Here is a 21575-nt window from a genome sequence, read left to right on the forward strand (position 1 = left end):
CACCCACGGCGACCCGGTCAGGTGCAGCCCCACCCGCCCACGTCGCAGGCTCACGGCGGCGGCGCCCGGCGCGCCCAGCCCCTGGTCGATTCGGACCTGGAGCGCCTCCTTGAGCTCCAGCCGCGGCCCCGCCTCCGCGGCCTCCTCCTCCACCACCGCCTCGGCCCGGCCCCGCCGCGCCACGCCGGCCAGGGCCAGCAGGCAGAGGGACAGCACGGTCCGCGTCCTGTGTGTCGCGCGCTCCATGGGGTGGCCACGCCTCGCTAGTAGCGGATGACCTGGTAGCCCTCGGCCACCAGGCGCGACAGCTCCGCCACGCCGTTGTCCACCACGTCGGCCTGGGGCTGGAGCTTCTTCGGGTCAATGCCGAACTTCTGCAGCGCGGTGGCGCACGCCACCAGCCGCACGCCCGCGGCCTTCGCCGCCTGGGCGGCCTCGCGGACCTCCGCCGGCACGGCCTTCACCGTCGGGTCCAGCGCCACCACCGCGCGGCCGTAGGTGAGCCACACCACGTCCGAGAGGTAACCCGACGCCTTGGCGCTCTTCACGTGCCGCAGGGAGCTGGAGAGGGTGCCGATGTCCTCCAGGCCCGTGGTGGCCACGAAGACGAGCTTGCCCTGGCGAGCGGGCACCTCCTCCTTCGCGGGCTGGGACGGCGGCGCGGCGAGCGCGGCCAGGGGCGCGGTGATGAGCGCGATGACGAGCAATGGCAGGAAGCGATTCATCTGGACGGACTCCGAAGCAGTTCAAGGGCTACTGGATGGACAGCAACTGGATGAGCCCCCAGGCGGACAGCGCCAGGGCGGCGAAGCCGACGAGGCCCGCGTAGACGACCCGCATGCCCGCGCGGCGGACCATGCGCAGGTGGGTGCCCAGCCCCATGGCCGCCATGGCCATCACCATGAGGAAGACGCTGGCGGTGGAGAGCCACGCCTTGGCGGCGGCGGGCACCACGCCCACCGTGCCCAGCATGCCCACCGCGAGGAAGCCGATGACGAACCACGGGATGGGCGGCTCCTTCAGCGAATAGCGCACCTGCCCGCCCGCGCCGGAGACCAGCCCCAGCACCACGAGCGCGGGGGCCAGCAGCACCACGCGGGTGAGCTTGACCAGCGTGCCCAGGTCCCCGGCGGAGGTGCCCCAGGTGAAGGCCGCGGCCATGACCTGCGCCACCTCATGCAACGTGGCGCCCGACAGGATGGCGAGCTGCGCGGTGCTCAGCCCCAGCAGCGGCCCCACGAAGACGTAGAAGAGGACGCCCACCGTGCCCAGGATTCCGCACAGGCCCACCGCCAGCGTGGTGTCCTCCTCCTCCGCGCGGGTGACGGAGCTGGCGGCCACCACCGCGCTGGCGCCACAGATGGAGGTGCCCACGGCCAGCAGCGTGCCCAGCTTCTCCGGCACGCCGAAGCACTTCGTCACCCAGCGGATGCCCAGGATGCCGCCGACGATGACGGCCAGGGCCAGCAGCAGCACGCGCGGGCCCACCGTCGCCACCAGCCCGAAGTCGAGCCGCGCCCCCATCAGCACGATGCCCAACCGCAGCACCGTGCGCGCCGAGTAGCGCGTGCCCTCCACCAGGCCGGGGGCCAGCCCCAGCGCCGTGCGCAGTGAGATGCCTATCAACAAGGCCACCGTGAGGGGCCCCACCACCATGAGGCCGGGGAGCGTGGCCAGCCCGTAGCTGACCACCGCCAGCCCAGCGGCGAGCCCGAGGCCCGGCAGCCGTCGGCGCCAGGGGCCTCCGGGAGGAGGCGCGGCGAGAGTCGATTTGGAAGCGGCGAGAGGCGCGGTCATTTCAGGGGGGCGGTGGGAGGAAGTCCCGCTCACGGCTGGACCTGTTGGGTGCGGAGCACGGCCGGCAGGTCCTCGCCCACCGCGCGGCCCTCCAGCGACGCGCGCAGGCGTGGATTGCCGGCGAGGAAGCGGCGCACCGCCTCGTGCGCGTCCACGTCGAGCACCCGCGGCTCCTGGACGCCGGGGATGCGGCAGAGCATGTCCGGCGAGTCCCCTTCCCGCTCGCAGGCCGTCACGGTGTAGAGGCGCTCGTCCACCACCGGCTCGCCAGCGACCTCCAGGGCGAGGAGGCGCTGCCCCTTGGGGGCCTCCGCGCGGAAGCGCAGCGTCATCCCCGAGGGGCGAGGCAGCCACCCGCCGAAGCGCTTCTCCGGGTCCTTCGCGAAGACGTTCTCCAGCTCCTGCTCCCAGAAGGCGCGCAGCTGGCGGCCACTCACCTTGCCCGTCTTCAGCTTGTTGGTGATGGGAAAGAAGCTCCACAGGTCCGCCTCGCGCACGGGCCCGGGCAGCAGCGGCGTGCCGAAGCGAAAGCCGTTGGAGAGGCCAATCTGCGTCCCGCCCGCGGCGCGGATGGCATCAGCCAGCACGTTGTCCAGCGGGTTCTCCACCACCGCGTAGCGCGCGAGCGTCACGTCGGTGTGCCCCACCGGGACGGACAGCTCCTCCTCGTAAGGCGCGAGCGCTGCTTCCACGAGCCGCGCCACTTCGGGGTCCTCGGGGCAGCGCGACGCGGTCAGCTCGATGAGCTCCCAGCGGCGATCCACCACCTTCCCGTCCTCCAGCCACAAGTCCAACCGGCCGAGGAAGGAGCCGAAGGCGCCAGGCTCCACCACCCAGCTACCGGCCTGCTCGATGGGTTCATAGGTGCGCTCGTGCGTGTCGCTGGAGAGGTGCGCGTCCACGCCGGGCACCCTGGCGGCCAGCCCCACGGCCTTGGCGAGCCCCACGTGCGTCATCAGGAGCACCACCTGGGCGCCCTCGCGCTCGCGCACCTCGCGCACCAGCGCCGGCAGCGCCTCCGGGCCGTCGTAGCGCAGCCCCTGGCTGTACCCCGGGGGCTGACGGCGCGGGACGTCCGGGTCCGTGAAGCCCACCACGGCCACCTTCACCCCGCCCACCGTCTTCACCAGGTACGGCGGGAAGAGCCGCTCGCCGCTGGCCGCGTCGCGCAGGTTGGCCGCGAAGAGCGGGTGCTTCAGCTCACGGGCGCGCTGGCGCAGCACCGCGGGGCCGTACACCACCTCCCAGTTGCCGGGCACCCCGCCGTCCAGCCCGAGCGCGTTGAGTGGCTCAATGAGGGCCCCGCCCTCGCTGAGGGCCGCCGCGCCCGAGCCTTGAATCGTGTCACCGGCGTCGAGCACCAGCACGTCCCCACCACGCTCGGCCCGAATCCGTTGGATGGCGGCGGCCACGCGGGCGAAGCCACCCGCCACTTCGATGCGCTCCTTCCCGCCGCGCCAGAAGAGCTCGGGGTGGGCACGCAGCTGCGCGTGCAGGTCCGCCACGTAGAGGACGGTGAGCTGCTGTCGCTGGGACGTCGGAGCGCTGTCGGCGACCGGGGGCCGCGATGAAGCACAGCCGGAGGCCAGGACGAGCAGCGCGCCGAGCGCGGACAAAAGACGAGACATCGTGGAGCACCTCACGAGGGGAGGAAGGAGACAGCGGAGGAGACACGAGGCGGGCCGCGCGGAGTTCCCGGACGGCGGCGCGCCTCCACCGCCTCGCGCGTCACGGCCACGCCGACAGGGGCCCGAGGTCGAAGACGTCCTGGAACCCCTGCGCCTTCAACAAGCGTTCGGCGCGCGCGCTGCGCGCGCCACTGCGGCAGTAGACGACCAGGGGCGTCCCCGGCGAGCCGAGCTCACCGAGCCGCTCCGCCAGCGCGCCCACGGGGATGTTCACCGCGCCCGGCAGGTGCCCGGCGGCGTACTCCTCGGGCGTGCGGACATCCACCAGCGTGGCGCCCGCCTCCACCCGTCGGCGGGCCTCGGCCCCCACGGCGGCGTCACCTGACCGCGGGCGCGCGCAGGCGATGAAGAGGAGACCCACGAACGCGGCGACGGTGACGACGAGAACGACCTTCATGGCGCGGCTCCATTCAGCACCGGAGGCCAGAGGGCCCCCGGAAAGTGCGTGCAGCCCGGTGAGAGCCGTGGCGGCGGCCAAAGGATTCAGCGCCCTCCCCCGCCCGGCGCCCCGACCGCTGCCCGGGCACCTCAGGGAGCGAGGCGGGCCAGCGCGGCCAGGAGCACCGCGGGCTCCAGCTCGGAGACGGCCAGCGCGCCCCCACGAGGCGCCACGCAGATGCGCTCACCCACGGGCCCCTGCGTGCACCGAGGCCCATCACCCGCGAAGCGGGCCGCCTCCCGCGCCGCGTCCGAGCCCGGCAGTGGGAGGAAGAGCGTCATCGCCTTGCCGCCCTCGTGCCGGTACAGCAGCGAGGCGGAGAGCTTCCCGTGCAGCCGGCAGCGACGGGCGCCCAGCAACGTCGCCCCGGGCACCACCGGCACCTCCACCGCATAGCCCACCTCCCGCTCCACCCACGCCTTCACTTCGGCCGGGTCCGAGGACTCGAACTCGCAGGGCGTCACCCGGGAGAAGGCCTTGAGGTGGTGCCGCTCGAGGTCCATCGCCAGCGCCTCGTTCATGCCCAGGCCGCTGGGCCAGGACGTCCAGAGCACGCCCACCGACGTCAGCGCCGCGGCCAGGCCCGCCGCCAGCCTCCGCCTGGGAAAGGACGGCCGGGGACGTGGCGCCAGCCGGGTGACACGCTCCGCCAGCGCGGGCGACACTCGCGCCTCCGCGGCGCCCTCCGCCTTCAGCGCCTGCCGCAGCGAGGCGTAGCGGGCCGCCTCCCGGGCACAGCCGGCGCAGCGGGCCAGGTGATGCTCTACCGCCTGGTGCTCATGGGCCTGGACCTCCCCGTCGAACCACGCGGAGAGACGCTCCTGCCACTGGGGGCTACAGGCTTCCATGGGCCTTCTCCTTCTCGAGGAAGTCGAGCATCGCCAGCCGCGCCCTCGCCAGCCGCGAGCGCACGGTGCCCACCGGGCAGCCCTGCACGTGGGAAATCTCCTCGTAGCTCAGCTCTTCGACTTCCCGCAGCCACAACGTGTCGCGCCACTCCGGCGCCAGGGATTCGAGCGCCGCCTGCATCCCCGCGCTCAGGGTGCGGGCGTGCAGCTCCTCTTCCAGGTCCGCGGAGGGCTCCGGTGGCCGCGCCCTGCCCAGCCCGCCCTCCAGCACCTCCAGGTGAGGCCGCAGGCCCCGGCGGGAGTTGAGGTACACGGTGCGCTGCACGGCGAGCAGCCAGGCCTTGAGGCGCGCGGGCTCTCTCAGCGCGCCGCGCTGCTCCAGGGCACGCGCCAGCGTCTCCTGCACCAGGTCATCCGCCTCCGCGGCGCTGCCTGTCAGCCTGCGCCCCACCCGTCTCAGGGCGGGCAGGTGCTCCAGGGCACGTTCAATGAAGGCGCGGGCGCTCACAGGCATGAGGACACGGTGGGGCGGGTGAAAGGTTCCCGGTGAAGGCCGAGGGCGCTCTGAGAGGCGGAGCGCCCTCGCTTCTTCATGGCGGCACCGGGGGCTACGGCGCGGGCGCGGCGCCCACGCGCGGGGCGCCTGGACGCGGTGCGCCCTGGCCGCTCCGCGCCTGCAGCACCTGCGCGAGGTAGAAGCCGGCGAACATGGCGGGCACGAAGACGAGCAACGGGACGGCCCCGGTCGCCAGGGCGGTGAGCGCGGGACCAGGGCAGTAGCCGCCCAGCCCCCAGCCCACGCCGAAGAGGGCCGAGCCCACGAGGAGCTTCGCGTCCGGCTTGCTGGCGGCGAACGCGGGGAACCTGGCGGCGAACAGGGGCCGCGCGCGCTGCTGGATGAGGGGCCGCAGCGCCGCGTGAACGGCGATGGCGCCTCCCATCACGGACGCGAGCCGGTAGTCCCAGTCGCCCGTGATGTCGAGGAAGCCGAGGACGTTGGCCGGGTCCGTCATGCCCGCGAGGCCCAGTCCGAGGGCGAAGATGAGGCCACTGAGAAACGCACTGAGGGAGGGACGCATGGGGGGCTTTCTCTAGAGGACGTGGCGGACCAGGAAGACGGTGAGGACGCCCGTGGCCATGAAGGTGAGCGTGGCGGAGATGGAGCGGACCGAGCCCCGGCTGATGCCGCAGACGCCGTGCCCGCTGGTGCAGCCGTTGCCCAGCCGCGAGCCGAACCCCACCAGCAGTCCGGCCCCCGCCAGCAGCCAGACGCCGCCCGCGCTTGGGGCCGAGGGCACAGGGAAGGAGCCGGGCCGCAGCCAGGCGAGCAGCAGGCCCCCGGCGAGCAGCCCGGCGAAGAAGAGCACGCGCCAGGAGATGTCACCGCGCACGGGGGCCAGCAACGAGCCCACCACGCCGCTGATGCCGGCGACCCGGCCGTTGGCCAGGAGCAGCAGGGAGGCGCTCAGCCCGATGAGGGCCCCGCCGAGGAGAGGAAGGAGGAGGGAGGAAGTCATGTCGCGTGAGAGCCAGGGTCCCAGGAAAGGATTCAGCAGGAGGGCCTGAATCCTTCTTCCACGCCCCGGGCTCTCATGGACAGGAGGCTTCGACATGATTTTCCGGCAGCTTTTCGATTCCGAGTCCTCGACGTACACCTACCTCATCGGCGACGAGGCCACGCGCCAGGCCGTCCTCATCGACCCCGTGCTGGAGCAGGCCGACCGCGACCTGCAGCTGGTGGCCGAGCTGGACCTCACCCTCACCCACGTCTTCGACACCCACGTCCACGCCGACCACGTCACCGCGTCGGGCGCGCTGCGGGAGCGCACGCAGGCCACGGTGGTGGGGAGCGTGAACGGCGCCAGCTGCGCCAACGTCCAGGTCCGTCACGGGGACGAGGTGCGCGTCGGTCAGCTCGTCTTCCAGGTGCTCGCCACCCCAGGGCACACGGATGACAGCCTCAGCTACCTGCTCGGCGACCGCGTCTTCACCGGAGATGCCCTGCTCGTGCGCGGCAACGGCCGCACCGACTTCCAGAACGGGGACGCGCGCCAGCTCTACGACAGCCTCACGCGCGTCCTCTTCGCCCTCCCCGACGAGACGCTCGTCTACCCCGGCCACGACTACAAGGGCCGCACGGTGACGAGCATCGCCGAGGAGAAGCGGCACAACCCCCGCGTGGCCGGCAAGAGCCAGGAGGAGTTCATCCACATCATGGAGAACCTCAACCTGCCCAAGCCCAGGCTGATTGACGCCGCCGTCCCGGCCAACCGCGCCTGCGGACACACGGCGCCCTCACCCCAGGGCGCCTGAGCTTTCTGACCTCTTCGCAGGAGTCCCGACCATGACACCCCGCCCCTATCAGAACATCGCGCCCTCGCGACTCGACACGCTTGGCCCCGAGGTGCGGCGCATCGACGTGCGCGAGCCGGACGAGTACACGGGCCCCCTGGGCCACCTGCCCGGCGCCGAGCTCGTCCCCCTGGGCACGCTCGAGGCCGCCGCCGCCGCGTGGCCGCGCGAGGCGCCGCTGCTGCTCATCTGCCGCTCGGGCGGGCGCTCCGCGCAGGCGGCGGAGCTGCTCGCCCGTGGCGGCTTCAAACACCTCTTCAACCTGGCGGGCGGGATGCTCGCCGTGCGTGAGCCGCCCGCGCCCCGGCCCCAGGGCTGAGCGCGCGGCGCGACAGGACAGACACCATGCCCCTCCTCGGCTTCTCCCTCGCGGCGCTCATGGGCCTGTCGCTCGGCCTGCTCGGCGGCGGCGGCTCCATCATCACCGTCCCCATCCTCGTGTACGTCCTGGGCTACGGGGCCAAGGAGTCCATCGCCATGGGGCTCGCCGTGGTGGGCGTCACCAGCCTCTTCGGCGCGGCGAGCCACTGGCGCAAGGGCAACGTCCAGTGGAAGGCGGCCCTCGTCTTCGGGGCGGTGGCCATGGCGGGCACCTACGCCGGGGCGCGCCTGTCCGCGCTCATCTCCGGGACGACGCAGCTCCTGCTCTTCGCCACGGTGATGCTCGTCTCCGCGATCTTCATGTTCCGCAACGGCCGGAAGGACACCGCGCAGGCGCCCGAGCCCCGGAAGGCGTCCTTCCCCCTCATGGCGCTGGCCGCGCTCGGGGTGGGGGGCCTCACCGGACTGGTCGGCGTGGGCGGCGGCTTCCTCATCGTCCCGGCGCTGGTGCTGCTGGTGGGCCTGCCCATGAAGCAGGCGGTGGGCACCAGCCTGCTCGTCATCGCCCTCAACTCCCTCGTGGGCTTCGCCGGCTACCTCGGCCACGTCGAGGTGCCCTGGGTCTCCCTGGGCATCTTCACGGCCATCGCCGTGGTGGGCATCCTGCTGGGCACCTGGGCGTCCCACTTCGTCTCCCAGGCGACGCTCAAGACAGCCTTCTCCGGCTTCCTCGTCGTGATGGGCGTCTTCATCTTCTTCAAGAACCGGGAAGCGTTGGGGCTGGGGGGCGGCGCCTCCACGACGCGCAATGCCCACTGACGTCACGCAGGACTCCAGGAGGAGGACGATGTTCTTCGACAGTTGGCATGACCTGGCCCGGGTGTTGTTCGTGGGCGCGGCGGCCTATGTGGCCCTCGTGCTGATGCTGCGCCTCTCCGGTCCTAGGACCCTCTCCAAGCTCAACGCCTTCGACCTGGTGGTGACGGTGGCGCTGGGCTCGACGCTGGCCACGGTGCTGCTGTCCAAGGACGTGGCCCTGACCGAGGGCCTGCTCGCCTTCGCCGTGCTCATCGGCCTCCAGTTCCTGGTCACCTGGACGTCGGGAAGGTGGCCCGCCTTCAACACGCTGGTGAAGTCCGAGCCGGTCATGCTCGTGCGCCAGGGCCGCTTCCTTCCCCAGGCCATGCGCCGGGCCCGGGTGGTGGAGGAGGAGGTGCTCTCCGTGCTGCGCGACCAGGGCGTGGCCCGGCTCGGGGCGGTGGAGGCCGTCGTGCTGGAGACCGACGGCTCCATGTCCGTGATTCGCCGGCAGGACGCGCCCCCGGAGACGCTGCCTCGGCCCCGGCAGGCGCGCCACGACGACGGGGACGCAGCCCGCCGCCCGTCGTAGGGCGGCTCAGGGTCCGCCACGCCCGCCAGTGGCGCCGAAGATCTGCCCGGTGGAGTAGCTGGTCCCCGGGCTCGCCAGCTCCACAAAGATGCTCGCGAGCTCCGCGGGCTGGCCGGGGCGGCCCATGGGCGTGTTCTGGCCAAACGTGACGAGGTTCTGCTGCGTCTGCCCGCCAGTCACCTGGAGCGGCGTCCAGAATGGCCCCGGCGCCACGCCGTTCACCCGGATGCCCTGCTTCGCCAACTGCTTGGCCAGGCACTGGGTGAAGTTCGTGATGCCGGCCTTCGTCATCGCGTAGTCGAGCAGGTTCTCCGGCGGGTCATACGAGACGACAGAGGTGGTGTTGATGATGGTCGCCCCGGGCTTGAGGTGCGGCACGGCCGCCTTGGTGATCCAGAACATCGCGTAGAGGTTCGTCTTCAAGGTCCAGTCGAGCTGCTCGGTGGTGATGTCCAGGATGGAGTCGTGGCTCTGCTGCCGGGCGGCGTTGTTGACGAGGATGTCGAGCCCCCCGAGCCGGCTCACGGCGTCGGCGATGAGCTTCTTGCAGAAGGCCTCGCTCCGGAGGTCGCCGGGCAGCGTCACCGCCTTGCGGCCCGCGGCCTTGATGAGCGCCACCACCTCCTGCGCGTCGGGCTCCTCCGCGGGGAGGTAGTTGATGGCCACGTCCGCGCCCTCGCGCGCGTAGGCGATGGCGGCGGCGCGGCCGATGCCGGAGTCTCCGCCGGTGATGAGCGCCCTGCGGCCCGCGAGGCGGCCAGCGCCCTTTTAGCGCTTCTCGCCATGGTCCGGCCGGGGCTGCATCTTGCTCGACAGCCCCGGCCAGGGCTGCGACTGCTTCGCGAACGGAGGCTTCGGGTACAGCGTGACAGGGTTCTGGAGCGGCGCCGCGACGGCGGGTGCCGTCCCTCCGTCCTGGGCCAACGCTGGCGTGGCGAGCGCCGCTGCAACGCCAGTGGCCAGCCCTCCGACGATTTGACGGCGGGAAGGGGGGTTGTTGTCGTCCGAAGCCATGGTCTGCCTCCAGTTCAAGCCTGGGAGGTAGACGGAACGGCGCCTCCGCGAAATGCGCCGCGCTTCGTCGAGCGTTCGTGTGGCGGCTCGAGAACAGTGAACCATCCGCGCCGTCCGCGCCCGTGCGGAAGCGCTGTCGGGCAGCGCACGGTCCTCGTCGTCCAGGTGCGTTCGCCCCGCTCACCTCGGGCCCGAATTCCTCCAGGCGCCGGGCCTGCGCCTGTCTGGTTGTCCGCCGCGTGACGCCTGCGTCCTTGTGGCGCCCTGGAGGCCAACACAGCTTGTGGGCATGGAGCTGTTCGGTGTCCGCGTCCTCGGCCTCAACGCAGAGACGCTGCACAAGGTGGTGCTGTCGCTGACCGTGCTCGCGGTGGTGCTGGGTGTGCGCGCGCTGCTGACGGTGGTGGTGGGGCTGGGGACGGGTGTGTCTCGCCGCTCCATCTGGGCGCGCAAGGGCATCCGGCTCGCGTTCGGCGCGGTGGGGACGCTGCTGCTCCTGTCCATCTGGTTCGACAACCCCAACCGCCTGGCGACGTTCCTGGGTCTGCTGGCTGGCGGGCTCGCCTTCGCCTCGCAGAACGCGGTGCTGTCCGTAGCGGGCTACTTCGTCATCGTCTTCGGAAAGACGTTCGATCTGGGCGACCGCATCCAGGTTGGAGACGTGCGTGGAGACGTGTTGGACATTGGCCTGCTCAAGACGACGGTGATGGAGATGGGTGTGCCCGCGCTGCTGAATCCCGACCCGCACCACTGGGTGTCCGCGCGCCAGTACACCGGGCGCGTCGTCACCATCACCAACGCGGAGGTCTTCAAGCAGCCCACGTACAACTATACGCGCAGCTTCAACTTCCTCTGGGAGGAGCTCCGGCTCCCACTGCGGTACGACACGGACCTGCAGCGCGCCGAGGCCACCGTGCTGGCGGCCGTGCGCGAGGCCACCGCCGGCATCATCGAGGAGGGCCACCGGGAGCTGGCCCACCTGCGCGAGCGTTTCCTCATTCATGCCAGCGAGTTGGAGCCCCGCGTCTACCTGCGGCTCACGGACAATTGGGTAGAGCTGAGCGTGCGCTTCCTCGTGAAGACATACGGCGTGCGCGAGGTGAAGGACGCAATCTCCCGGCGCGTACTCACGCGCTTCCGCGAGGAGGGCATCGACCTGGCGTCCGCCACGATGGAGCTGGTGCGGCTGCCGCGCGTCGAGGTGCGCGCCGCCGAGGCGCCCGAAGCCGCCGAGGCGCCCCTGCCCGCGCACCACTGACCACGAGCCCTCATCGCGGTTCGACGGGGGAGCGGCAGGGCCCTTCACGCACGCTCGCCGAAGGAACACGACCGACCGTCAATGGAGGTCGGGAGCCTCTGTCACGCGCTCGAACGACACGCCCAGGTTGCCGACCCGTTCGTGCGTGTCCTTGACTTCCTCTGAGACGATGAACGCGGTCTTGAACTTCTTCAGCCGAAAGACATGCGCGCCTTCAGTCTTCGAGGGGTCGATTCGCAGTCCGTAGATCCAGTTGTACTCGCCTGGGTAATCAGGGGACGGTTCGTCATAGTGATGCACCTCCCGGCACCGTGCCTCGTCAATGGCATCAACGACCTTGATTGCATTGACGACGAAGTACTGCTCGGACTCTCTCTCAATCGACACCGGAAAGAGCTGAACATCGTCGGGAGCCAGCGTCCTGAAAACGTTCGCGAGTGCTTCGCTGACGATGGGAGTTCCCTCTACTCCTGCGAACACGAACGCGCGCTTCTTCCCGGGATGTGAGATCTGGGCCTTGATGGGTCCAGAGTCTGGAAGGACGCGCCCATCCGCGAACATCCAAGGCTCGTCAAACGCCTCACCAGAATCCCGTATCGGCGTCTCAAGAAGCCACTGCGGCACATCACCAAGTCTCACCCAATAGAAGTTCCGTTCCACCCTACCCTCCTACTTCACGATGAAGCTGCGCAATTCTGAGCCCGGTGTGAGCAACTCATCTGCAATCTTCGCGAGTTCCTTCATCAAACTGGCCCGGCAGCTCTCCGTCGTTCGGCAGCGTGCAACAGAACGATTGAGTCGCAGCAGCACCTCTCATTGTGATAAAATTCAGGATGAGGCCCATCGTGCCCATTGAGCCGCACCTTGTTTGCAGCGTCCTCAAGAGTCATTCCGGCCTTCTTGAAGACCTCCTCGCACCTCGGCGTCCAAGGCCCTCCGGCAGTGTCAGCAAGGGTGTTCTTGTTCGTGCAGATGTGATGGACCGGCCCTTCGGCGTCGCCCGGATACCGCCCGTCCGAATACATCGCCAAGGCGGCAGCGGCCCCGGGCGCCAGGGCAACATTCAGCGTAGCTCGATGACGCTCATCGCCGTCCCCGCATCATCCCACAACCGGACGAATCCGCGCCCAATCTCCCAGACGGGCACCACGCCCAGGTAGGCCACCATCGCCGCCGTCAAGGCCACGGCGATGACCTTGGTGACAGGCTCGGGCAACGCCAGCGTGAGGAGCAGCGTCAGCGCGGCCGATGTCACCATGGCCTTCAGCGCCACCGGGTTCAGCACCTTGCCGACCTCGACCTCGACGCTCTCCCATACGGTGTCGAGCGCGAAGGATAGCGCCATCAGCGTCCGGTCCTTCCGGGAGAACGTCAGCCCCGTCCCACCCACCAGGGTCAAGCAATCGTCCGCGTCGGGGCAGATGCGCGAGTACAGGGTCTCCAGCGAACTGCCCGAACCTGAATCGACGATGCCTTGGGAAGACGCCAGAAGCGATTTGGACCGAGACCACCCGCGCTCATCCCTCTCATCAGCCTCTCAGAACGCAACGTCCATCCGCAGGTCCAGGATGAGGCGCGTGAGGGCGGACTTGAACTCGTCCTCACTCACCAGAACCGGGTCAACATCCACCGACTCGTGGACGACCTGCTGCCCATTCCCGACGTCAATATGGACAACGCGGGTGGTCGCGCACCCCGCCGAAAGAAGCAGCAACGACACGACTGCAACCCATCTCATGGCATCCCCCGAAGGCGCCGCTGGGAATCAGGACGCGCTGCAGCCTGACTTTGGAGTCTGACGACTTCAGCGGAGTTCGCGCGACAGCTCCCACTACACGCGTTCCAACCAAAGCTCCATACCTCGCAGGTTGCACTGCCTTTCAGGCAACAACGAGCGAAGAGTGACTTGCCCCACCACGCTCTTGGAGGTTGTCTGCTCTATGAGACCTACCCAATCCACAAGATCTATCCTGACATTCGTAGCGCTAGCGACGTTGGGTGCGCAGGCCGCCGACCACGCTCGGCGGTCCATCCTGCTCTCCGAGCATCCGGCGAACGGGACCCACTCCGTCTACGTGAAAGGGCAGGTCATCACGACGTTGCGCTTCGAGCAGCCCGTCAACCCGAGCAAGACGAAGATGATCGGCTGGGAAGGTCGGCTCGAACCACTCACGGTGGCCCGCAACAAGATCATCCTGGAGTCCATCCGGGATCTCGACCGCGATGAGGGCATTCCGTTGGTCGTGACCCTGACGGATGGCACGGACGTCCCGTTCCTTGCCTTGGCCGCCCTGCTCGCCACCCTGGGTTCGGGCAGCTCCGAAAGCACCCGGAGTCCAAGCCAGGGACAGCCATCACCGATTCGCCCCGAGCAGGCGTCTACATCGTGGACGAGTTCCGGTGAGGAAGCAGGGCCGCTGAAATTGTCGCGGCCCCGAGTTGCCCGCCGCGGAAAACAAAAAGGGCTGGTTGCTTGAAGCAACCAGCCCTTCTTTCTTCTTGGAGCCGACACCCAGGCTTGAACTGGGGACCTACTGATTACGAATCAGTTGCTCTACCGCTGAGCTATGTCGGCGCGACAGGTGCGCGGGGAGTACCATGGCGGCTCATGTCCGGCAAGCAGAAATGAAGGCAGGAGCGCACCCTCCCCGCCTCCCCGACCCGTTTCCGCGCGCCCGCATCGTTGGTTTTCCAACCATCTCCACGGTTGACCACCCTGACACGGATGACACACCGCGTCTGTCGCCGCTGACACATCGCGTTGCGATAAGTGCCCGTTATCTTTCCAGATTCTGAGGCGCGGGGGGTGCTTGGCGCGGTTGAACTCTCGGAGCGCCTATGCACATAAGGGCGCCGCTACCCCCACGTGCCTCGCCCACGAGCGGCGACGCGACAAGGAGCATCTTCCGTCATGGCCAGCGAAGAGAATTTCATGCGTGCCCCGGCTCCTACGCCCAAGCGCACCGTCTACACCGAGGCGATGGAGATCTTCCATCGTGCCGCGGACCTCATCGCGCTGGACAAGCGCGTCCGCCTCGAGCTGGAGGAGCCGGACTACGAGCACATCTTCTACGTCACGGCGAAGCTGAAGGACCGCCTCGTCCCGCTCTCCGAGGAGAAGGCGCGGACCTTCTCCAACCTGCCCGAGACGCAGGTGCGCAACAAGGAAGGCCTGGAGCTGCTGGCCAACGGCAACATCATCCTCAACGGCCGCGCCCTGCTGGGCTCGGACGTGGACATCCGCCAGGGCCACCTGCGCCTGCCCGACGGCAAGGTGTACCAGTTGGTCCCCGGTGAGTCGCAGCGCTTCAAGGCCTACCGCGTGCAGCACAACCAGGCGCGCGGCCCCTACAAGGGCGGCCTGCGCTACCACCGCGAGGTGTCCCTGGACCTCTTCAAGGCCCTGGCCGCGGAGATGACCTGGAAGACGGCCATCGCCGAGGTCCCCTTCGGCGGCGGCAAGGGCGGCATCCAGATTGACCCGCGCGAGTACGGCCGCGAGGAGATCGAGGCCATCACCCTGCGCTTCATGTACCGGCTCAAGAGCATGATTGGCCCGGACATCGACATCCCGGCGCCGGACGTGGGCACCAACCCCGGCATCATGGCCCTGCTCTACCGCCAGTACTCGGACGGTGAGCGCGAGCGCCACAACCTGCGCGGCATCGTCACCGGCAAGGACGTGCGCATCGGTGGCTCCGAGGGCCGCAACAAGGCCACGGGCCAGGGCGTCGCCTTCTGCATCGAGGACTACTACGCCGACCGCGGCGAGTCCGTGAAGGGCAAGACGTTCATCCTCCAGGGCTTCGGCAACGTGGGCAGCCACGCCGCCAACATCCTGTCGCAGATGGGCGCCCGCCTGCTCGCGGTGAACGACGCCGACGGCACCATCTTCAATGGCGACGGCATCGACGTGAGCGCGCTCTCCGCCTACGTGCAGGACGCGAAGAACCTCAAGCACAGCGTGCTCGGCTTCCCGGGCGCCCAGCGCATCGACAAGAAGGACCTCTGGGACGTCCAGGCGGACATCCTGGTCCCCGCGGCCCTGGGCGGCGAAATCACCGCCGAGGTGGCGGAGCGCCTGCGCGTCAAGCTGGTGGCCGAGGGCGCCAACGGCCCCACCACCCCGGAGGCCGACCGCATCCTGGAGAAGCGCGGCATCGAGCTCATCCCGGACATCATCGCCAACGCCGGCGGCGTGACGGTGAGCTACTACGAGTGGATCCAGAACAAGCGCATGGAGCGCTGGACCGAGGCCGAGGTCGACCAGCGGCTCGAGCGCGCCATGAAGCGCAACTACCGCATCATCCGCGACATCTCCCGCAACCAGCCGCGAAAGACGGAGATGCACGACAGCCGCCAGTACTGCATCGGTGAGACGGTGGACACCCGCTGCGCCGCGATGATTCTCGCGCTCAAGCGCATCGAGGCCCACTACCTCCTCGAGGGCTTCTCGCAGTAGCCGCGGCCCCGGGCACGCCGCCCACCGCTGGAAACACGAAGGGCACGGTCCTCCTCCAGGAGGCCGTGCCCTTTTGTTTGTTCCGGGCCCCGGGACGACGTCAGTGCATCACCCGCTCGCGGTCCACCAGGAGCAGGGGCGCGTCGTCCTGCGTCTCATACGCCACGATGCGCAGCCCCACGCCGCGGCTGCTGCCCTCGCGCCCGTCCTTGCGCCCGAAGGCCAGGGCCACCTGGTAGCGGACCTCGCACAGGCACGTCATCTCCGTCCCGTCCTCGCCGGCGAACGTCACCTTCAGCTTCTCCCCCAGGCCCACCTGGTCCCGGACCTCCACGAACATGCCCCGCGCGCTGATGTTGCGGCCCACCCCCCGAAGCATCCCATCCTGGGTGGTGAGGTAGACGGTGAAGGCCTTGTCGAAACGCAGGTGGGAACGGCGCTCGTGAGGACGCTCGAACATGGGGGTAGCTCCCGGAACAGGTGGTGACAGGCGCAACCTACACGGTAGCCAGATGTAGGCAACTTCTTCACCTACATCCACCCTCACACACCCATGTAACGGGTGCCGGACGCTTTCCGAAATGGCACGATTGCGGGCTGACCCCCTGTTTCCCGGAGACCCCGCCCGTGAATCGCATCCTCCTCGCCGCCGCCCTCCTCCTCGTGCCCGCGCTTGCCCTGGCGGACGCGGACCCTCGCTTCGCCAGGCTGCGTGACGAAGCCGAGCCGCTGGGCGGGCTGGGGACCTTCCTGGACAAGTACGTGGGCGCCTGCGACGGCCCCTTCGTGGACTCGCAGTGCAAGGCCAACGCGGCGGCGTTCCGGAAGAAGTACCAGGGCAAGCGGCTGTACATGATCGTCACCGAGGACGACGCCACCATGCTCTCCCCGGGGCCCTATTCGCTGAGCACGGGGGAGTACAGCATCAACATCACCCCGTTCTTCCCCAGCGGAGGCTCGGCGCTCACCCACGGCGCGCCCAAGAAGACGGACGGGAGCGGCAACCCCATCCTCCCCTACCTCACCGTCACGGGGAACATGCCTGCGGGGTGGAACCTGCAGATGTTCAACCGCCTGTTCTCCACGCGCTCGGTGCGGGCGCAGATTGTCTTCACCCCGCAGAGCGTGTGGAGCCTGCCCAAGAAGGGCGGCGGGAAGAGCCACGGCGTGACGGCGCGCATCGAGGCCATCTTCCTCACCGAGGGCCGCAGCGGCCAGGCCATGGGCCTGTGGCTCAACGGCAAGGACGCCAAGAAGCGCTAGCCGGGCGTCCCCTCACCGGGCGATGGCGATGTACTGGAGCGCCTCGCCCCGCTTCACCCGCAGGAGGATGCTGGCGCCGGCGCTCCCCTTCCCCAGCGCCGCGCGCACCCCGGCCGCGTCCTTCACCCGGCGGCGGTTCACCTCCGTCACCACGTCCCCCGCCCGCAGGCCGGCCGAGTCCGCCGGGCCGCGCGGGGTGACACCCGATACCAGCACCCCGGACCAGGCCGTCTCCCCCAGGGGCGCGGCCACCTCCGGCGTGAGGTCGCGAAGCACCAGCCCCAGCTCCGCCTCGCTGGCCGTCCGCTGGATGAGCCCCTCGGTGGCCTCCTGGGCGGGGCGCGCCACCAGCCGCACCGTCACCTCCTGCGTCTGGGTGCCACGCGTCAGCGACAGGCGCGCCTCGGTGCCCGGCGCCAGCAGCGCCACCTTGCGCAGGAGCTGCAGGTAGGAGCCGATGGGCCGCCCGTTCACCGCCACCAGCCTGTCGCCCGGGCGGATGCCAGCGGACGCGGCGGGGCTGCCCTGGTAGACGTCCTTCACCAGCGGGGCCCGGCGCTCACCCCCACCGCTGCTCCCGTCCTCATTGATGACGACGCCCAGCCACCCGCGCTCCAGCTTGCCGTTCTCCCGGAGGTTGGGCAGCAGCTCCTTCACCAGGTTGCTGGGGACGGCGAAGCCAATGCCCTGGCCCTGGCTGATGATGGCGGTGTTCACCCCCACCACCTCGCCCTTCATGTTGAAGAGCGGCCCGCCGGAGTTGCCGGGGTTGATGAGCGCGTCCGTCTGGATGAAGTCGTCGAACTGGCCCACGCCCAGCACGCGCTCCTTGGCGGAGATCATCCCGTGCGACACGGAGTGGTCCAGGCCGAAGGGGTTGCCAATGGCCACCACCCAGTCGCCCACGGCCATCCGGTCCGAGTCCCCCAGGTAGACGGCGGGCAGCTCGCCCAGGTCCACGCCGCTGAGGCGCAGCAGCGCCACGTCCGTGGAGGCGTCACGGCCCACCACCGAGGCGGCGAACTCGCGGCCATCCGCCAGGCGCACGGCGATCTGCTGCGCGCTGGCCACCACGTGGTTGTTCGTGACGACGAGCCCGTCGGGCGTCAACACGAAGCCGGAGCCGGTGGACTTCTTCATCCCCTCCAGGCCCCCGGCCCGGGGCCCCACGGTGGTGATGTTGACGACGCCCGCCTCCACCGCGCGGATCAACGGCGCCAGCGAGGACGGGGGCACGAAGTCGGGGATGCCCGGATCTGCCTCGGCGCGCTCGCGCCACAGGCCCAGGCCGCCCGCCTGGCCTTCCACATTCGCGGCCTGCGCGGTGAACCACGCGGCATGCTCCCGGGCCCGCGCGGGAAGCCACGCGTCGAGAGGACCCTCGGCGTCCGCCGCGACCGGGGCGAGCGCCAGCACCAAAGACAGGGAGAAGAATCGGGAGAGCACGGAGAGGCAGCTTACACGGCGGACCAGGGTCGAGCGGACTCAACAACCTGGCCCGGCGCCCCCTTCCCGTGACGGGGGGCGCCCTGGACGGCGGCGTCAGGCCTGGGCGGGGGCGATGTACTTCGCCACCTTCACCCGGGCCGGACGGATGACGCGCTCCTTCAGCCGGTAGCCCGCGCGCAGCTCGGCGACGATGCGCTGGTCCTCGTCCGGCGAGGCGGTGATCTCCATGTCCGCCGCCTCGGAGAGGTTGGGGTCGAAGGTCTGCCCCACGACGTTGAAGCGCTCGATGCCCGTCTCCTGCGCCTTGCGCAGGAGCACGTCACGGATCATCCGGACGCCCTCGGCCAGCGGCGAGGTGTCCTGGGCGCTGGCGGACAGGCACCGGTCCAGCTCGTCAATGGCCTCCAGCAGCGTGACGGCCACGTTGCCGCGCTCCACGTCCAGCATGCGCTCACGCTCCCGCGTCACGCGCTGCTTGAACTCCTCGCGGTCCTTCTCCGCGGCCTGCACCGCGCGGACGGCGGTGTCGAACTTCTTGCGAAGCGTCTCCAGCTCCGCCACCAGCCGCTCCCGCTCCGCGTCCTGACCGGGAGCCGCGTGCTCCTCCGGGGCCTGCTGCTGGGCGGAGGACTCCTCGGCGGCTGAAGCAGGCCCCTCTCCGTTGGAGGAGGGAGGCTGCTGGGGGGCGTCGGGGGCTGCGTCGGTGCGGGTGTTGCCGGCCATGTCGAACCTGAGGCGATGGTGGGTGCGCTGCTGCCCGGAACCTAACCGCGAGACGGCCCCTGTCAACGCGGGAGCGAGCTAGTGCTCCTGCGGCGCGGCGGGGGACTCGGCCATGAAGCCGTGGTCCACCTGCCCCGTCACCTCGTCGACGATTTCCACCTGGGCGGCCCGCAGCGAGTAGTAGAGGAGCCACCGCTCCGCCGCCGTCAGGGTTCCCGCCGGCAGGGCCTCCTCAATCTCCTGAACCGTGAGCCGTCCCTCCTTGAGCCCCTTCGCGAAGAGGGCCTTGCGGGCCATGTAGCTCTTGCCGATCCTGTTCTCCACGGCGACGCCTCCTTTCTCCTTGAAGATAATTTCGCCCACCGGCCACCGCAGGACGTCGCGGTGGCGGTGGGCTTCGGGTCGGCTGGAGGGCAGGCGCCCAGCCAGCCGGAGGCTCAAGAGTCGAGCGCGTCCGAGTGCTGCGTGGGCGGCGTCTGGTCGTCACTGCTCCCGACGTCCACCGGGTGCGCGGAGATGACCTGACGCGCCTCCGGGTGCAGCAGGCCGCGCTGCGCGAACACCTTGGGACCCAGGATCGTCACCATGGTGTCCTCCTCCACCACCTCCACGGCCAGGAGCCGGGCCGCCAACGCCTGGACCCTGTCCTTGTGGGTGGTCAGCACCTGCCGGGCCCTGTCGAGCGCTTCACTGACGAGCTTGCGCACCTCCTCGTCAATCATCCGCGCCGTCTGCTCGGAGTAGCTGCGCGTCTCCGGCACGCCCGCCGAGCGGAGGAAGCCCGGGCCATGGTCCGCGCTCAGCGCCACCGGGCCCAGCGTGCTCATGCCGTAGTCCCGCACCATCATCCGGGCCATCTCCGTGGCCTGGCGGATGTCGTTGGACGCGCCGGTGGAGATTTCCCCGATGAAGATCTCCTCCGCGGCCCGGCCGCCCATCATCCCCGCCATCTTGTCGCGCAGCTCGTCCAGCGACATGAGGTAGCGGTCCTCCAGCGGCAGCGACATGGTGTAGCCCAGCGCCGCCAGGCCGCGCGGGATGATGGACACCTTCGTCACCCGCTCCGCGTGAGGCATCATCCACCCCACCACCGCGTGGCCCGCCTCGTGGTGCGCGACGATCTCCTTCTCGCGCTCGTTCATCCGGCGGTTCTTCTTCTCCAGACCGGCGACGACCCGCTCGATGGCCTCCTCGAAGTCCGCCCGCATCACCGCGTCGCGGTTGCGGCGCGCGGCCAGGAGCGCGGCCTCGTTCACCACGTTGGCCAGGTCCGCGCCCGCGAAGCCCGGGGTGCGCGAGGCAATGGCCTTGAGGTCCACGTCCGGGCCCAGCTTCACGCCCTTGGCGTGAATCTCCAGCACCCGCTCACGGCCCCGCTTGTCCGGCCGGTCCACCAGCACCTGCCGGTCGAAGCGCCCCGGACGCATCAGCGCGCTGTCGAGGATCTCCGGACGGTTGGTGGCCGCCAGGATGATGAGGCCCGCCCGGCTGTCGAAGCCGTCCATCTCCGCGAGCAGCTGGTTGAGCGTCTGCTCACGCTCGTCATGTCCACCGGCCACGCCCGAGTTGCGGCTCTTGCCAATGGCATCCAGCTCGTCGATGAAGATGATGCACGGCGCCTTCGCCGTGGCCTGGGCGAACAAGTCGCGGACTCGCGCGGCGCCCACGCCGACGAACATCTCCACGAACTCGGAGCCCGACAGGCTGAAGAAGGGAACGCCCGCTTCACCGGCCACGGCCCGCGCCAGCAACGTCTTGCCCGTCCCCGGAGGGCCCACCAGCAGCACCCCCTTGGGGATGCGCCCGCCCAGGCGGCGGAACTTCTCGGGCGTCTTGAGGAACTCGACGATTTCACGCAGCTCGTCGACCGCCTCGTCCACGCCGGCCACGTCGTTGAAGCCCACGCCGGTGTCCGCCTCGGCCTGCACCTTGGCGCGGGTCTTCCCGAAGCTCATGACGCTCTGCGGGCCCTGGCCCATGCCACCGGCCACCCGGCGCATCATGAAGCTCCAGAAGAGGAAGAAGATGCCCAGGGGCAACAGCCATATCCACAGCGCGTCACCCAGCCCGGACTGCGGCACGGCCTCGAACTGGATGCCCTTCTGCTCCAGCAGCGGCACCAGCCCCTCGTCACCCTCGACGCGGTAGGCCATCCACGGCAGGGCGCTCGGCTCGCCGCGCAGCGGGCGCTCCCCGTCTGAAGGAGGAGGCGGCTGCGCCGTGTCCTTGAGGAAGCCCTTCACCCACTCGTTCGAAATCTGGACCCGGCTGAAGTTCCCGGCTTCCACCCCGTCGCGGAACTGGCTGTAGCTCACACGCCGCACGCCCGCGTCCTGGAAGACGTTGCGGAACAGCAAGAAGCCCAGGACGAGCAACAGGATGTAGCCCAACGGTGAGCCGAACTTGAACCCCTTCCCCGTTGGCGTTGGCTTGTCTGTCTTCTTTCCGCGTGGGCCCATCCCAGGCGGCAAATCCTGTGGCTTCATCGTCGGCACGCTCGACCCTCCCCCTCCCCCGCACACGCGGACACCGCGACCGCGAGGCGTCTTCCCTGGCGGGCCAAAGATGTTC

At 69.8% G+C, this 21575-nt stretch carries 23 protein-coding genes, 1 tRNA gene and 3 pseudogenes; 8 read left to right on the forward strand and 19 right to left on the reverse strand.

Annotation, left to right across the window (positions count from 1 at the left end):
* The 9 genes and pseudogenes from HV824_RS20730 to HV824_RS20770 all read right to left on the reverse strand — a co-directional run.
* Positions 1–216 (reverse strand): annotated as a pseudogene (locus HV824_RS20730) (hypothetical protein); the annotation flags it as partial.
* 47 nt (positions 217–263) lie between these two features.
* The gene (locus HV824_RS20735; RefSeq protein WP_176415104.1) at positions 264–725 is read right to left on the reverse strand and encodes a DsrE family protein; all 462 of its coding nucleotides are present in this window, start codon (positions 723–725) and stop codon (positions 264–266) included.
* A 28-nt stretch (positions 726–753) separates the two neighbouring features.
* The gene (locus HV824_RS20740; RefSeq protein ID WP_176424037.1) at positions 754–1797 is read right to left on the reverse strand and encodes a YeiH family protein; all 1044 of its coding nucleotides are present in this window, start codon (positions 1795–1797) and stop codon (positions 754–756) included.
* Positions 1798–1826: 29 nt separating this feature from the next.
* Positions 1827–3425 carry a bifunctional UDP-sugar hydrolase/5'-nucleotidase gene (locus HV824_RS20745; RefSeq protein WP_176424038.1) on the reverse strand — a complete coding sequence of 533 codons (1599 nt, stop codon included), beginning with the start codon at positions 3423–3425 and terminating at the stop codon, positions 1827–1829.
* Positions 3426–3525: 100 nt separating this feature from the next.
* On the reverse strand, positions 3526–3882 hold the full coding sequence (locus HV824_RS20750) for a rhodanese-like domain-containing protein (RefSeq protein WP_176424039.1): 357 nt from the start codon (positions 3880–3882) through the stop codon (positions 3526–3528).
* A 131-nt stretch (positions 3883–4013) separates the two neighbouring features.
* Positions 4014–4772 carry an anti-sigma factor gene (locus HV824_RS20755; protein ID WP_176424040.1) on the reverse strand — a complete coding sequence of 253 codons (759 nt, stop codon included), beginning with the start codon at positions 4770–4772 and terminating at the stop codon, positions 4014–4016.
* Positions 4759–5286: an RNA polymerase sigma factor gene (locus HV824_RS20760; RefSeq protein ID WP_176424041.1), complete on the reverse strand. Its 528-nt coding sequence runs from the start codon at positions 5284–5286 to the stop codon at positions 4759–4761. The genes HV824_RS20755 and HV824_RS20760 overlap by 14 nt, the downstream gene beginning before the upstream one ends.
* Positions 5287–5380: 94 nt before the next feature.
* Positions 5381–5851 (reverse strand): DUF6691 family protein, encoded by a 471-nt coding sequence (locus HV824_RS20765; protein WP_176424042.1) that lies wholly within the window; start codon positions 5849–5851, stop codon positions 5381–5383.
* 12 nt (positions 5852–5863) lie between these two features.
* The gene (locus tag HV824_RS20770) at positions 5864–6289 is read right to left on the reverse strand and encodes a YeeE/YedE family protein (protein WP_176415111.1); all 426 of its coding nucleotides are present in this window, start codon (positions 6287–6289) and stop codon (positions 5864–5866) included.
* 94 nt (positions 6290–6383) lie between these two features.
* Here HV824_RS20770 and HV824_RS20775 point away from each other — a divergent pair, with 94 nt between their 5' ends.
* Genes HV824_RS20775 through HV824_RS20790 form a run of 4 tightly spaced genes read left to right on the forward strand, consistent with a single transcriptional unit; the run spans position 6384 to position 8835 of the window.
* Positions 6384–7085 (forward strand): MBL fold metallo-hydrolase, encoded by a 702-nt coding sequence (locus HV824_RS20775; RefSeq protein ID WP_176415112.1) that lies wholly within the window; start codon positions 6384–6386, stop codon positions 7083–7085.
* A 31-nt stretch (positions 7086–7116) separates the two neighbouring features.
* On the forward strand, positions 7117–7443 hold the full coding sequence (locus HV824_RS20780; protein WP_176415113.1) for a rhodanese-like domain-containing protein: 327 nt from the start codon (positions 7117–7119) through the stop codon (positions 7441–7443).
* 26 nt (positions 7444–7469) lie between these two features.
* Positions 7470–8264 carry a sulfite exporter TauE/SafE family protein gene (locus tag HV824_RS20785; protein ID WP_176415114.1) on the forward strand — a complete coding sequence of 265 codons (795 nt, stop codon included), beginning with the start codon at positions 7470–7472 and terminating at the stop codon, positions 8262–8264.
* Positions 8265–8292: 28 nt separating this feature from the next.
* Complete coding sequence (locus HV824_RS20790; RefSeq protein WP_176415115.1) at positions 8293–8835, forward strand: DUF421 domain-containing protein; 543 nt, start codon at positions 8293–8295, stop codon at positions 8833–8835.
* Between the two features lie 6 nt (positions 8836–8841).
* Here HV824_RS20790 and HV824_RS20795 read toward each other — a convergent pair whose 3' ends face one another.
* Positions 8842–9567 (reverse strand): SDR family oxidoreductase, encoded by a 726-nt coding sequence (locus tag HV824_RS20795; RefSeq protein WP_368738088.1) that lies wholly within the window; start codon positions 9565–9567, stop codon positions 8842–8844.
* A gap of 36 nt (positions 9568–9603) precedes the next feature.
* Positions 9604–9849 carry a hypothetical protein gene (locus HV824_RS37535; protein ID WP_255208202.1) on the reverse strand — a complete coding sequence of 82 codons (246 nt, stop codon included), beginning with the start codon at positions 9847–9849 and terminating at the stop codon, positions 9604–9606.
* 289 nt (positions 9850–10138) lie between these two features.
* Between HV824_RS37535 and HV824_RS20800 the strand changes: the two genes are divergently transcribed.
* Positions 10139–11107 (forward strand): mechanosensitive ion channel family protein, encoded by a 969-nt coding sequence (locus HV824_RS20800; RefSeq protein WP_176415117.1) that lies wholly within the window; start codon positions 10139–10141, stop codon positions 11105–11107.
* A gap of 78 nt (positions 11108–11185) precedes the next feature.
* Here HV824_RS20800 and HV824_RS20805 read toward each other — a convergent pair whose 3' ends face one another.
* Positions 11186–11767, reverse strand: coding sequence for a DUF1629 domain-containing protein (locus HV824_RS20805; protein ID WP_368738086.1), 582 nt, complete (start codon positions 11765–11767; stop codon positions 11186–11188).
* Positions 11768–11776: 9 nt separating this feature from the next.
* Positions 11777–12845 (reverse strand): annotated as a pseudogene (locus tag HV824_RS20810) (AHH domain-containing protein).
* A gap of 202 nt (positions 12846–13047) precedes the next feature.
* Here HV824_RS20810 and HV824_RS20815 point away from each other — a divergent pair.
* Positions 13048–13323, forward strand: a pseudogene (locus HV824_RS20815) (DUF2381 family protein); the annotation flags it as partial.
* A gap of 284 nt (positions 13324–13607) precedes the next feature.
* Here HV824_RS20815 and HV824_RS20820 read toward each other — a convergent pair.
* A tRNA-Thr gene (locus HV824_RS20820) sits at positions 13608–13682 on the reverse strand.
* 336 nt (positions 13683–14018) lie between these two features.
* On the opposite strand from HV824_RS20820, the gene HV824_RS20825 reads away from it, so the two are divergent.
* Entirely contained in the window at positions 14019–15569 is a 1551-nt protein-coding gene (locus tag HV824_RS20825; protein WP_176415118.1) for a Glu/Leu/Phe/Val dehydrogenase, read from the forward strand.
* 100 nt (positions 15570–15669) lie between these two features.
* Here HV824_RS20825 and HV824_RS20830 read toward each other — a convergent pair whose 3' ends face one another.
* Complete coding sequence (locus tag HV824_RS20830) at positions 15670–16029, reverse strand: PilZ domain-containing protein (RefSeq protein ID WP_176412092.1); 360 nt, start codon at positions 16027–16029, stop codon at positions 15670–15672.
* A gap of 167 nt (positions 16030–16196) precedes the next feature.
* Between HV824_RS20830 and HV824_RS20835 the strand changes: the two genes are divergently transcribed.
* The gene (locus tag HV824_RS20835; protein WP_176415119.1) at positions 16197–16832 is read left to right on the forward strand and encodes a DUF6066 family protein; all 636 of its coding nucleotides are present in this window, start codon (positions 16197–16199) and stop codon (positions 16830–16832) included.
* A gap of 12 nt (positions 16833–16844) precedes the next feature.
* On the opposite strand, the gene HV824_RS20840 is transcribed toward HV824_RS20835, so the two are convergent.
* From HV824_RS20840 to ftsH, 4 genes are all read right to left on the reverse strand, one after another.
* Positions 16845–18278 carry a trypsin-like peptidase domain-containing protein gene (locus tag HV824_RS20840; RefSeq protein WP_176415120.1) on the reverse strand — a complete coding sequence of 478 codons (1434 nt, stop codon included), beginning with the start codon at positions 18276–18278 and terminating at the stop codon, positions 16845–16847.
* 96 nt (positions 18279–18374) lie between these two features.
* Complete coding sequence (locus HV824_RS20845; protein ID WP_176415121.1) at positions 18375–19004, reverse strand: nucleotide exchange factor GrpE; 630 nt, start codon at positions 19002–19004, stop codon at positions 18375–18377.
* A gap of 78 nt (positions 19005–19082) precedes the next feature.
* Positions 19083–19328, reverse strand: a complete 246-nt coding sequence (locus HV824_RS20850; protein ID WP_176415122.1) for an RNA polymerase sigma factor region1.1 domain-containing protein — start codon at positions 19326–19328, stop codon at positions 19083–19085.
* Positions 19329–19441: 113 nt separating this feature from the next.
* The gene (gene ftsH, locus HV824_RS20855; protein WP_176415123.1) at positions 19442–21463 is read right to left on the reverse strand and encodes an ATP-dependent zinc metalloprotease FtsH; all 2022 of its coding nucleotides are present in this window, start codon (positions 21461–21463) and stop codon (positions 19442–19444) included.
* Between the last annotated feature and the right edge of the window lie 112 nt (positions 21464–21575).

It is taken from the genome of Myxococcus sp. AM009, from assembly GCF_013372605.1.
Taxonomy (GTDB): Bacteria; Myxococcota; Myxococcia; order Myxococcales; family Myxococcaceae; genus Myxococcus; species Myxococcus vastator.

Bases quoted from the DNA above. Each gene is read 5' to 3' on its own strand.
- HV824_RS20735 (WP_176415104.1), bottom strand. From the start codon at position 725: ATGAATCGCTTCCTGCCATTGCTCGTCATCGCGCTCATCACCGCGCCC.
- HV824_RS20740 (WP_176424037.1), bottom strand. From the start codon at position 1,797: ATGACCGCGCCTCTCGCCGCTTCCAAATCGACTCTCGCCGCGCCTCCT.
- HV824_RS20745 (WP_176424038.1), bottom strand. From the start codon at position 3,425: ATGTCTCGTCTTTTGTCCGCGCTCGGCGCGCTGCTCGTCCTGGCCTCC.
- HV824_RS20750 (WP_176424039.1), bottom strand. From the start codon at position 3,882: ATGAAGGTCGTTCTCGTCGTCACCGTCGCCGCGTTCGTGGGTCTCCTC.
- HV824_RS20755 (WP_176424040.1), bottom strand. From the start codon at position 4,772: ATGGAAGCCTGTAGCCCCCAGTGGCAGGAGCGTCTCTCCGCGTGGTTC.
- HV824_RS20760 (WP_176424041.1), bottom strand. From the start codon at position 5,286: ATGCCTGTGAGCGCCCGCGCCTTCATTGAACGTGCCCTGGAGCACCTG.
- HV824_RS20765 (WP_176424042.1), bottom strand. From the start codon at position 5,851: ATGCGTCCCTCCCTCAGTGCGTTTCTCAGTGGCCTCATCTTCGCCCTC.
- HV824_RS20770 (WP_176415111.1), bottom strand. From the start codon at position 6,289: ATGACTTCCTCCCTCCTCCTTCCTCTCCTCGGCGGGGCCCTCATCGGG.
- HV824_RS20775 (WP_176415112.1), top strand. From the start codon at position 6,384: ATGATTTTCCGGCAGCTTTTCGATTCCGAGTCCTCGACGTACACCTAC.
- HV824_RS20780 (WP_176415113.1), top strand. From the start codon at position 7,117: ATGACACCCCGCCCCTATCAGAACATCGCGCCCTCGCGACTCGACACG.
- HV824_RS20785 (WP_176415114.1), top strand. From the start codon at position 7,470: ATGCCCCTCCTCGGCTTCTCCCTCGCGGCGCTCATGGGCCTGTCGCTC.
- HV824_RS20790 (WP_176415115.1), top strand. From the start codon at position 8,293: ATGTTCTTCGACAGTTGGCATGACCTGGCCCGGGTGTTGTTCGTGGGC.
- HV824_RS37535 (WP_255208202.1), bottom strand. From the start codon at position 9,849: ATGGCTTCGGACGACAACAACCCCCCTTCCCGCCGTCAAATCGTCGGA.
- HV824_RS20800 (WP_176415117.1), top strand. From the start codon at position 10,139: ATGGAGCTGTTCGGTGTCCGCGTCCTCGGCCTCAACGCAGAGACGCTG.
- HV824_RS20825 (WP_176415118.1), top strand. From the start codon at position 14,019: ATGGCCAGCGAAGAGAATTTCATGCGTGCCCCGGCTCCTACGCCCAAG.
- HV824_RS20830 (WP_176412092.1), bottom strand. From the start codon at position 16,029: ATGTTCGAGCGTCCTCACGAGCGCCGTTCCCACCTGCGTTTCGACAAG.
- HV824_RS20845 (WP_176415121.1), bottom strand. From the start codon at position 19,004: ATGGCCGGCAACACCCGCACCGACGCAGCCCCCGACGCCCCCCAGCAG.
- ftsH (WP_176415123.1), bottom strand. From the start codon at position 21,463: ATGGGCCCACGCGGAAAGAAGACAGACAAGCCAACGCCAACGGGGAAG.